This window comes from Dactylosporangium sp. NPDC049140, assembly GCF_040648435.1.
In genome coordinates, this window is the sequence record NZ_JBEZDS010000025.1 from 127,290 (window position 1) to 136,861 (window position 9,572).

Sequence of the window (9,572 nt, forward strand, 5' to 3'; positions counted from 1 at the left end):
AGCACACCGCGCACCCACTGCGCGCTGAGCACACCGCACACCCACTGTGCACTGAGCGCACCGCACACCAGGCTCGCACTGGGCGTGCCGCGCACCCACTGCGCACTGAGCGCACCGCGCGTTCACTGCGCACTGACCACACCGCACACGCGGCGCGCGCTGAGCATGCCGCGCACTCAGTTCGCACTGCGCGCACCGCGAACCCGGCGGGCACTGAGCGTGCCGCGCACCCGGCGCCGCAACGTCACGCTCGCGTTCAGCCGGGCCAGTGACGCACGGGTCGTGCGCCGCGTGCTGTTCGATCGTGATGGCGTCAGTGGTGCACGCTCCGTGCGTTGTGAGCTGTCCGATCGTGGCCGCATCTCCGGCATTCCGGCCGTGTACCTGCGAGTCGCACGGCGCGTCCCGCTCAACCGTGGCCGATTCCGTGCTGCGCGAGTCGTGCATCGTGCACTGTTCGGTTGTGGCCGCGGACGCTCGGGATTGAGCGATCCTGTGCGTCATCCCTTCAGCCCGGTCATGGTCATGGTCGCCACGAAGCGCTTCTGAGCGACGAGGAACGCCAGCACCAACGGCATGGTCGCCACGACGTTGCCGGCCATGAGCTGCGACCATTCGGTGCGGCGCATGCCCTGGAACGAGGCCAGGCCGACCTGCAGCGTGTACTTGTGGTCGTCACTGATCGCCACGAGCGGCCACAACAGGTCGTTCCAGCTCGAGAGCAGCGTGAAGACCGCAAGCGTGGCCAACGCCGGCCGGGCCAGCGGCAACACGATGCTCACAAACGTGCGCAGCACCCCGCACCCGTCGATCCGCGCCGCCTCCTCGAGCTCCACCGGCAACGAGAGGAAGAACTGGCGCATCAGGAAGATCCCGAACGCGGACGCCAGCCACGGCACGAACGCCGCGGCCAAGGTGTCGACGATGCCCAGTCGCGCGAACATGAGGTACGTCGGAATCATGAGCAGCTGGATGGGGATCATGACCGTGGCCAGCACCGCGGCGAACGCGATCCCGCGCCCCGCGAACCGCAGCCGGGCGAACCCGTAGCCGGCCGCCGAGCACAGCACCAGATGGGCCACCACGGACACGGCCGAGACCAGAACCGTGTTGCCCAGCCACAACAGGATGTGCGACTCCGAGAACAGCCGGCGGTACCCGTCCAGATGCAGCCCATCGGGGATGAACCGTGGCGGGAAACGGTTGAGCTCCGCCTTGGTCATGAACGAGGCGAGCACCATGTGCACAAGTGGCAGTACGAATATGAGCGCAACGGGCATCAGCACCAGATGCCAGGCGCTGAACGGCAGCAACCTCCGGCGCATCAGAACGCCTCCTCGCCCTGGTGCCGGCTGCGCCAGATCACCAGCGTCGTGAGCAGCAGCGTCACCGCGAACAGGACGTACGCCACCGCCGCGCCGTAGCCCAGGCGCCGCGTCTGGAAGGCCAGCTCGTAGACGTAGTAGACGACCGTCTGCGTGCTGTTCATCGGCCCGCCGCGGGTCGTGGTGTAGATGAGGTCGAACAGCTGCAGAGCGGTGATCGTCTGCCACACCGTCGCGAACAGCGTCACCGGGCGCAGTTGCGGCAGGGTCACGCTGCGCAACACCCGCCACCGTCCGGCGCCGTCGACGGTTGCCGCTTCGATCAGTTCCTTCGGTACGTCTTGCAGCGCCGCGAGGTACACCACCGAGGTAAAACCGACCTCGCCCCACAGCGCGACAATGCACACCACGATCAGCGCCTGCCGCGGGCTCTCCAGGAACTGCTGCGCAGGCAGCCCGGCCCGGCGCAGCGCCTCGTTCGCCAGCCCGAACTGCGGGTTGAACACATACCCGGCGAGGATGCCGGTCGCCGCCGCCGAGGCCACGTACGGCACGAAGATGCACGTTCGATAGAAACCGATCAGCCGAATGCGCTGATTGAGCGCGATCGCCAGCAGCAGCCCCAGCGCGATCGAGCCGGGAACGAACAGCAACGTGAGCACGAGTGTGTGCTGCGCGGCCGCGGCCAGGTCCGGGTCCTGCGCGAGGCGCTCATAGTTCGCCCAGCCGATGTCCTGCGGCTGCGCGATTCCGTTCCATTTCGTGCGCGAGATGAAGAACGCCCACACCGCGGGGAAGAGCGACAGTCCCACCACGATCACCGTCGCCGGCCCGGCGAACGCCCACCCGGTGAGCGTCCGCCCGACCTTGCGGCGGGTACGTGGCCCGGCGGCGGCCGGCGCCGGCGCGTACTTCGAGGCCGCGAACGTCAGCGTCACCCGATTGCCCCGGCCGACTTCTTGGCCGCGTCGTCGAGCGCCTCCTTCGGTTTCGCCGCACCCTGCAGCACTTTCGAGATCGCGTCGCCGACGTTGCGCGACATCTCCTCATAGCCGGCGACGGTGGGGCGGGCCTGCTTGGCGTTGGCGAGGTTCTCGAAGAACTTCTGCCCGCCGGGGTACTCCTTCACGTACTCGGCGAACTCGGGAGTGCCCTGCTCCGACGAGCGCAGCGGGAGATTGCCGATCGCGAGGTTCCACTTCGCGTCGGTCTCCTTGCTCGTGAGCCACTTGATGAAATCGCGCGAAGCGCCAGCGCGGTTTGCATCATTGTGATCGAACAGCACCCAAAGGTCCGGCCCCGACACCGTCTGGTGATCGCCGTTGTACCCGGGCAACTGCGCGACACCGTAATCGAGCCCGGCATCCTTGATCTCCAGCAGAGCCCACGGTCCGGACATCATCATGCCGATCCGGCCGTCGTTGAAGAGCTTTGCGTACTGTTCGTCGGTCTGGTCGAGGTACATCGACTTGTCGTCAACCGCCATCGCGCGCAGCAACTCGAGCGCGGTGACGCCCGCGTCGGAGTTGAAGGCCGGCTTGTTGCCGTCGAGGATCTTCCCGCCCCGCTGCCACAGCATCGGCCACAGGTGCCAGGTCGTGTCCTCGCTGCCCGACACCGAGTACGCCGTGCCGTAGATGTTCTGCGACGTGTTCGTTAGCTTCTTGGCCGCCGCCCGGAAGTCGTCCCACGACCACTGGTCGGTCGGGTACGCCACGTGCGCATCATCGAACAGTTTTTTGTTGTAAATGAGCGCAAGATTGTCCACCAGCGCGGGTACGCCGATGACCTTGCCCTCGTAGGTGGCCGTCTCGCGCGCCGCCGCCGGAATCTCCTGCCAACCGAACGACGGATCCGCGACGTACTTGGCCAGGTCCTGCGTCTTGCCGCTGGTCGCCAGCTCCCCGGCCCAGCTGCCGTACGCGTAGGAGACGTCCGGGTAGCTGCCTCCGGTGAAACCGGCTGACAGCTTGGTGAGCAGATCGTCAGTGGTGGACGCACCCGCCGACGTTTTGATCGTGACGTTGGGGTGAGCCTTCATGTACTCGGCCGCAAGGTCCTCCGCGGCCTTCTCGGCCTCGGTGGTCTGCCCGGTCCACCAGGTGAGCGTGACCGGGGCGGAGGCGTCGTAGCCCTCGGCGGCGTCCTTGCCGCTGTCCGTCTTCGAGCCGCCGCCGCACGCGCCGAGCAGCAATGTCAGGCCGGTGATACCGGCGACCATCGTTGTCAAGCGACTGCCTCGGGTGGGGATCAGCTTCATCGCTGCACCTCTTCACTGGGGGATGTGGAGAGCTGACGGTGTTCCGGTTATTTCGCCCGACAGGGCATATGTCGCGTGATAAAGGCCTTCGAGGCCGCGCAGCTGGATCGTGTACCTCGGGGACGGATCGCATGCGCAGACGGCCAAGCTGGGTGGCGTTTTGTGTGCGTAGTGAACGGCTCTTGAGCGGTTGGGCTGAAACCGTGTCGTTGTGCGGTCAGATCGAGCTCGTGAGTGCGGGAGGTGGATCGACCTCTCCGAGGCGGGATGGCCGGACCGATTGCTCGGACGGCTGATTCGGTCGCTTGCATGTCGAGCCGAATCCGGTTGTTCGGTGGCGAAGCTGGGCCAGCGGCGTTGAGCTGGCTTGCTGCTGGGCAGATCGGGTTCTTCGGTGGTGGTGCTCGGTGCGGTTCGGTATGTGGTCGGGCGGATCTGGTTTCCGTGGCAGAGCTGGGTGACAGCGCGTTGGAGCTGTCCGCTCAGTGGGTCGATCGAGTTGTTCCGTGGCGGTGCTCGGTGAGGTTCGTTCGTTGGTGGAGCGGGCTCGAGTTCTCGGTGGCGGGACCAGGCGGGCGCGTTGGATCCGGATCGCCGGCCCCGGTGAGTCGCGTGTCTGTGCGCGCGTCAGGCGAGGACGACCGAGCGCGTCAGCAGGCGGGGGCGATCCGGGTCGAGGCCGCGGTGCTCGGCGAGGGCGACGGCGAACCGCTGGGCCAGTACCAGCTGAGCGAGCGGATCGCGGCCGTCGCGGTGCGGGCGGGCTCCGGCATCGCGGACAACGTCGTCAAGGGAATCGGGTACGGCCCCGAACGACCACACCAGACTGCGCGAACCGGCGACGGCGACAGGGCCGTGCCGGTAGTCCATCGCCGGGTACGACTCCGACCATGCCTGTGCAGCCTCGCGCACTTTGAGTGCCGCTTCGTGAGCGAGTCCGACAGTCCAGCCGGTACCGAGGAACACCAGGTGCTTGATCTCGGCCGGGTCCGCCGGCAGCGGGGCGGCCAGCGCGGCCTCGCCGTCGCCGATCAGGTGATCGAGATCCTCGCCGAACGCGGCCCGGGCCATGGCGAGGACGGTGGTGGGAAAGCGCGTCTGCACAACGCTGCGCTCATCGGCGAAGTTGAGCAGCACCCGGCTGTCCACGAGGTTGTCGACCGGCTCGCCGTCGACAGCGGTGATCGCCACCCGATGCGTGCCCGCCGGAATCTGCCGCAGCGCCTCGAGGACTTCGGTGGACGTGCCCGACCGCGTGACCGCAACGACGCGGTCGTACCGCCGGCGCGGCACGAACTCGGATGCGCACACGGCGTCGGTCTCGCCCAGCCCCGCGGCCTCGCGCAGTTCGGCGATGCTCTGGGCGACGAACCAGGAGGTCCCGCAGCCGAGCAGGAGCATCCGCTCCCCAGGCGCGGCGAGCGCACTTCGGGCCTCGCCGACCAGCTCGAGCCCGCGGCCCCATACGGCAGGCTGACTGCCGATTTCGAGCGCAGTGTCGTTCATGCGCGAACGCTATGCGCGTTTGCGTTCGTTCCACAACCCCAGCTGCGCAAGTGAACATTCAACATTGCGCGTTTGACCTTGCACCGTTCTCAACTCCGCACACCGCAGCGCTGTGCCCGGGCGGCCGTCGCGCGCCCACACGCTCGGCATGTTCGCTTTGCACAGACGAGCGTGAGCGCGTCAACGACATGGTCGGCCTTCATGCTCGTCTGCGCACTCGCAGGCGCCGCCGCCCAACGAGTCAGCACGTTCGTGCTCATATGCGCACACACGGACGGAAAGCCGTGATGCAACAATCCAGCGCGATCACGTTCGCGCGCCTTCGTGGCGGCCGGCCTCGCTCAGGCCGACCTGAGCGAGGTCGACCTGAGCGAGGCCGGTTTGAGTGAGGCCGGCTTGAGGGTGCCGTCGGGTTGAGCGAGGTCGGTTGGGGTGAGGTCGGCTTCGGGTGCGCCGTCGGCTTGAGCGAGATCGGTTTGAGTGAGGTCGGCCTGGTGTGCCGTCGGGTTGAGCACGGTTGGCTCTTGCGTGGTCATATGTGCGCGTTGGCTCGTGGGTGGCCACCTGCGCGATTGGCTTGTGGGCGTTCATATGTGCGCGGTCGGCTCGTGCAGTGTTCGCATGTGCGCGGTTGGCTCTTGCGTGGTCACATGTGCGCGGTCGGGTTGTGTGCGCTCAAAGGCGTACGTGCACCCGTAGCGGTTCTGGGAGCAGGTTGCCGTGGGCGGTGGTCAAGTCGTCGCACAACGACCAGATCTGTTCGACCGTCAGGGTTGCGGCGGTGTTCGGGTCGACCATTGCCGCCTGGCGGACGAAACGTGCGTCGCCGGTCAGGGCGGCCTGCACCGTCAGTTCGCCCACGCTCACGAAGCCACGGTTCACCGCCGCGCACTGGGGTGGCAGGGCGCCCACGTGCTCGGGGTGCAGGCCCAGGCGGTCCACGGTGCACGGGACCTCGACGCCGAAGTTTTCCGGCAAATTGCTGATCAGGCCGCGGTTGGCGACATTCGCGTGGATGCGCCGCAGGGTGCCGGTCTCGATGCTGTGGATGATCTGCGGCGCGTACTCGGTCGCCTCCCGGTGCAGGTCCAGCGGCTTGCCGGCGAGCACCGATGCGCGGGTGGTGGCGTAGTCGGCCAGGTTGGCCTCGCTGATGCGCACGTACTCGCCGACCGGGATGCGCAAACGTGCAATCTCGTCGTCGTGGTGGAGGTACCACGGGACGTACTCGGCGGAATGCTCGCTGGTCTCGGTGGGGAAGTAGCCCAGCCGGCGGTACATGTCCATGCGCACGCGGCGCTGCAGTTCGGGATCGCCGGACAGCCGCTCGTCCAGCCGGGGGTAGAGGCTCTCGCCGCGGTGTTCCCACTGCAGCAGCCACGCCTGGTGGTTGACGCCGGCCGCGCGGTAGTCCACCTCGTCGAGTGGTACGCCGAGCAGCGCACACAGGTCGTGCACCGTCCAGAAGACCGAGTGGCAGAGGCCGGCGGCGTTGAGGTCCGGCGCGACCGCGGCCAGGTACGCCACGTTCATCGCCATCGGGTTGGTGTAGTTGAGCAGCCAGGCGTCCGGGCACAGCTCACGCATGTCGGCCGCGATGCCGGCCAGCACCGGGAACGTGCGCAGCGCGCGGAAGATACCACCGACGCCGACGGTGTCGCCGATGGTCTGACGCAGTCCGTACTTGGCTGGTAGCTCAAAGTCACGAACGGTCGCAGCGTGCATCCCGACCTGAATGGCGTTGATAACGTAATCGGCGCCCGAGAGCGCGGCCCGCCGGTCCAGCGATGCGGTGATCACGGGGGACGCGCCGAGCTGCTCGGCGGTACGGCGTGCGATTGCCTCTGCCGTCTCGAGCCGTTCGGGGTCGATGTCGTGCAGGGCGAGCGTCACGCCGCGCAGCTCTTCGAAGGAGAGCAGGTCGGCGAGCAGCTCACGAGTGAACACGACACTGCCGGCACCGAGGAACGCGATCACAGTCATGGACGGGATTCTCGGCAGCGCGTGCAGAGTCGCACAAGGTATCGTCGCGATTCACGCGCAAATGAACTATCTTCATTGCGCGTTTGATCATCAGACCCGCCCGGTCGATCGGAGCATTCATGACCCAGAGTTCGTTGCGCCGTGCCGACCGTGTGTCGGCCATCCTCGACCGGGTGTCGCGGGAGGGATCCGTCGACGCGGGCGTGCTCGCCGAGGAGTTCGACGTCTCGGCCGCCACGATCCGCCGCGACCTTCAGGTGCTGGAGGAGCAGCGGCTCGTCTCGCGCACGCACGGCGGCGCGGTGGCCGTGGACGTGGCGTATGAGCTGCCGGTGCGGTACCGAACAGGGCAGCATCGAGAAGAGAAGGTCCGCGTGGCCCACTGCGCCGCGGCCCTCCTGCCGCACGGGCCGCTGACGCTCGGGCTCAGCGGCGGCACGACCACGCTCCTGCTGGCCCGCCTGCTCGCCTCGCGGGTCGACCTCACCGTGGTGACGAATGCGCTGAACATCGCATCTGAGCTGGTACTGCGGCCCCGGCTGAAGCTGATCATGACCGGCGGGGTCTCGCGCACCCAGTCCTACGAGCTCGTCGGGCCGATCGCGGACCAGGCGCTGTCCGGCCTGAACATGCAGGTCGCGGTCATCGGCGTCGACGGCATCAGCGCGCGGGGCGGGCTGACCACGCACGACGAGATCGAGGCGCACACGAACGCGGCGATGATCCGCCGGGCCGACCGGGTCATGGTGGTCGCGGACGGCTCCAAGGTGGGGCGTCTCTGCCTGGCCGGCATCTGCCCGCTCACCGACGTCACGACGCTGGTCACCGACGAAAGCGCCGATCCGGAGCACGTGGAGGCGATCCGCCGCGCCGGTACCGAGGTCGTGGTGGCGCTGTGACCGCACCGGTGCGGCTGCTCGTGGTGGGGGCCGGGCAGCGCGGTACGTGGTACTCGCGGCTGGCCGTGCTGACCGGGCGGGCCGAGATCGTCGCCGTCGCCGAGGCCGATCCTGTGCGGCGGGCCGCGTTCGCGCGTGAGTTCGGCGTGCCGGCCGCGGGCGTGTTCGACGGGTGGGAACGGTTGGCCGATTGTGCACGAATCGCCGATGGGGCGATCGTCGCCACGCAGGATGCGATGCACGAAGCGCCGACGGTGCTGCTGGCCGGGCAGGGGTACCACCTGATGCTGGAGAAGCCGATGGCGCCCGCCGAGCCCGCGGCGCGCCGGATCGCGGATGCGGTTACCGCGGCCGGCGTGATCGCGGCCGTCTGTCATGTCTTGCGGTACACCCCCTACACGGCCGCGCTCAAAGAACTGCTCGATTCGGGGCGCATCGGCCGGATCGTGAGCATGCAGCACCTCGAGCCCGTCGGGTGGTGGCACCAGGCGCACTCGTTCGTGCGCGGGAACTGGCGCAATTCGTCGGTTTCGTCGCCGATGTTGCTCGCGAAGGCCTGCCATGACGTGGATTGGCTGTTGTACCTCGCGGGCGAGCGCGTGCACCGGGTCAGTTCGTTCGGCGGGCTTGCGCACTTCCGCGCCGATCAGCGACCCGCCGGGGCCGCGGACCGTTGTCTTGATTGTTCGATCGAAGCAGAGTGTCCGTATTCGGCGCCGAAGCTCTACTTTCCGCTCGTGGATGCGCAGCGGCCGGACGAGCCTGTGCACTGGCCGCTGTCGGTGGTCACGGCCGAGGCGAGCCGGTCGGCGGTGACGGAGGCGTTGCGCACGGGGGAGTACGGCCGGTGCGTGTATGCGTGTGACAACGACGTCGTCGACCATCAGGTGGTGGCGATGGAGCTGGCCGGCGGCGGGACCGTGACGCTCACGATGACCGCGTTCACGCCGGCCGAGCACCGCATGACCAGGATCTTCGGGACGCACGGGTACATCGACGGGAACGGGGCGTCGATCCGGCTCGTCGACTTCCGCACCGGTGCGGACACCACGACGAGCGTCGCCGCCGGCGGTCCCGGGGACCACTCGGACGGCGACGCCGGGCTGGTGGCGGCATTCGTGGCCGCGGTGGCTGCGGGCGACGCCGGGTTGCTGCGCTCGGATGTGCTCACGAGTCTTGCTGGACATCAGGTTGTCTGGGCGGCCGAAGAAGCCCGCCGCACCGGTACCGTCGTGACGCTGGCATAGTCCGTTCGCGCAGTGGTGCGTGGTGTTTCGTGTGACGGTCTGCGCCCGCTTCGGCCCCGGACGCGGCCCCGTCCCGACCATCACCGCTCACGGATCGCGACCGCTCCCGTCTCCGGGCTGCGGCGCAATCAGGTGGGCTGGTTGAACGTGCAGAGGTGCGCTGTTGACGTGTGCGTTCGTCGGCGGCGTGACCGTGTTCTCTGGGTGTGGCGCAATCAGGTGGGCTGGCTGAACGCGCAGCGTCGCGCTGCTGACGTTGTGCGTTCGTCGGCGGCGTGACCGTGTTCTCTGGGTGTGGCGCAATCAGGTGGGCTGGCTGAACGCGCAGCGTCGCGCTGCTGACGTTGTGCGT

At 68.0% G+C, this 9,572-nt stretch carries 9 protein-coding genes; 3 read left to right on the forward strand and 6 right to left on the reverse strand.

What is annotated here, in order from left to right; translation table 11 throughout:
* Positions 1-549: hypothetical protein (locus tag AB0B76_RS33395; protein WP_360382855.1), on the forward strand; the 549-nt coding region annotated here is incomplete at its 5' end.
* Here AB0B76_RS33395 and AB0B76_RS33400 read toward each other — a convergent pair.
* The 6 genes from AB0B76_RS33400 to AB0B76_RS33425 all read right to left on the reverse strand — a co-directional run bounded on the left by AB0B76_RS33400 (position 501) and on the right by AB0B76_RS33425 (position 7,074).
* Complete coding sequence (locus AB0B76_RS33400; RefSeq protein ID WP_360382856.1) at positions 501-1,325, reverse strand: carbohydrate ABC transporter permease; 825 nt, start codon at positions 1,323-1,325, stop codon at positions 501-503. The genes AB0B76_RS33395 and AB0B76_RS33400 overlap by 49 nt on opposite strands.
* Positions 1,325-2,263: a sugar ABC transporter permease gene (locus AB0B76_RS33405; RefSeq protein ID WP_360382857.1), complete on the reverse strand. Its 939-nt coding sequence runs from the start codon at positions 2,261-2,263 to the stop codon at positions 1,325-1,327. The genes AB0B76_RS33400 and AB0B76_RS33405 overlap by 1 nt, the downstream gene beginning before the upstream one ends.
* Positions 2,260-3,585: an ABC transporter substrate-binding protein gene (locus AB0B76_RS33410; RefSeq protein WP_360382859.1), complete on the reverse strand. Its 1,326-nt coding sequence runs from the start codon at positions 3,583-3,585 to the stop codon at positions 2,260-2,262. The genes AB0B76_RS33405 and AB0B76_RS33410 overlap by 4 nt, the downstream gene beginning before the upstream one ends.
* Positions 3,586-4,212: 627 nt before the next feature.
* Positions 4,213-5,091: a sugar isomerase gene (locus tag AB0B76_RS33415; RefSeq protein WP_360382860.1), complete on the reverse strand. Its 879-nt coding sequence runs from the start codon at positions 5,089-5,091 to the stop codon at positions 4,213-4,215.
* 341 nt (positions 5,092-5,432) lie between these two features.
* On the reverse strand, positions 5,433-5,627 hold the full coding sequence (locus AB0B76_RS33420; RefSeq protein WP_360382862.1) for a hypothetical protein: 195 nt from the start codon (positions 5,625-5,627) through the stop codon (positions 5,433-5,435).
* A 139-nt stretch (positions 5,628-5,766) separates the two neighbouring features.
* Entirely contained in the window at positions 5,767-7,074 is a 1,308-nt protein-coding gene (locus AB0B76_RS33425; RefSeq protein ID WP_360382863.1) for an alpha-glucosidase/alpha-galactosidase, read from the reverse strand.
* A 119-nt stretch (positions 7,075-7,193) separates the two neighbouring features.
* On the opposite strand from AB0B76_RS33425, the gene AB0B76_RS33430 reads away from it, so the two are divergent.
* A complete protein-coding gene (locus tag AB0B76_RS33430; RefSeq protein WP_360382865.1) occupies positions 7,194-7,973 on the forward strand; it encodes a DeoR/GlpR family DNA-binding transcription regulator in 780 nt (259 codons plus the stop codon).
* A 23-nt stretch (positions 7,974-7,996) separates the two neighbouring features.
* On the forward strand, positions 7,997-9,220 hold the full coding sequence (locus AB0B76_RS33435) for a Gfo/Idh/MocA family oxidoreductase (protein ID WP_360382909.1): 1,224 nt from the start codon (positions 7,997-7,999) through the stop codon (positions 9,218-9,220).
* Positions 9,221-9,572: the final 352 nt, after the last annotated feature.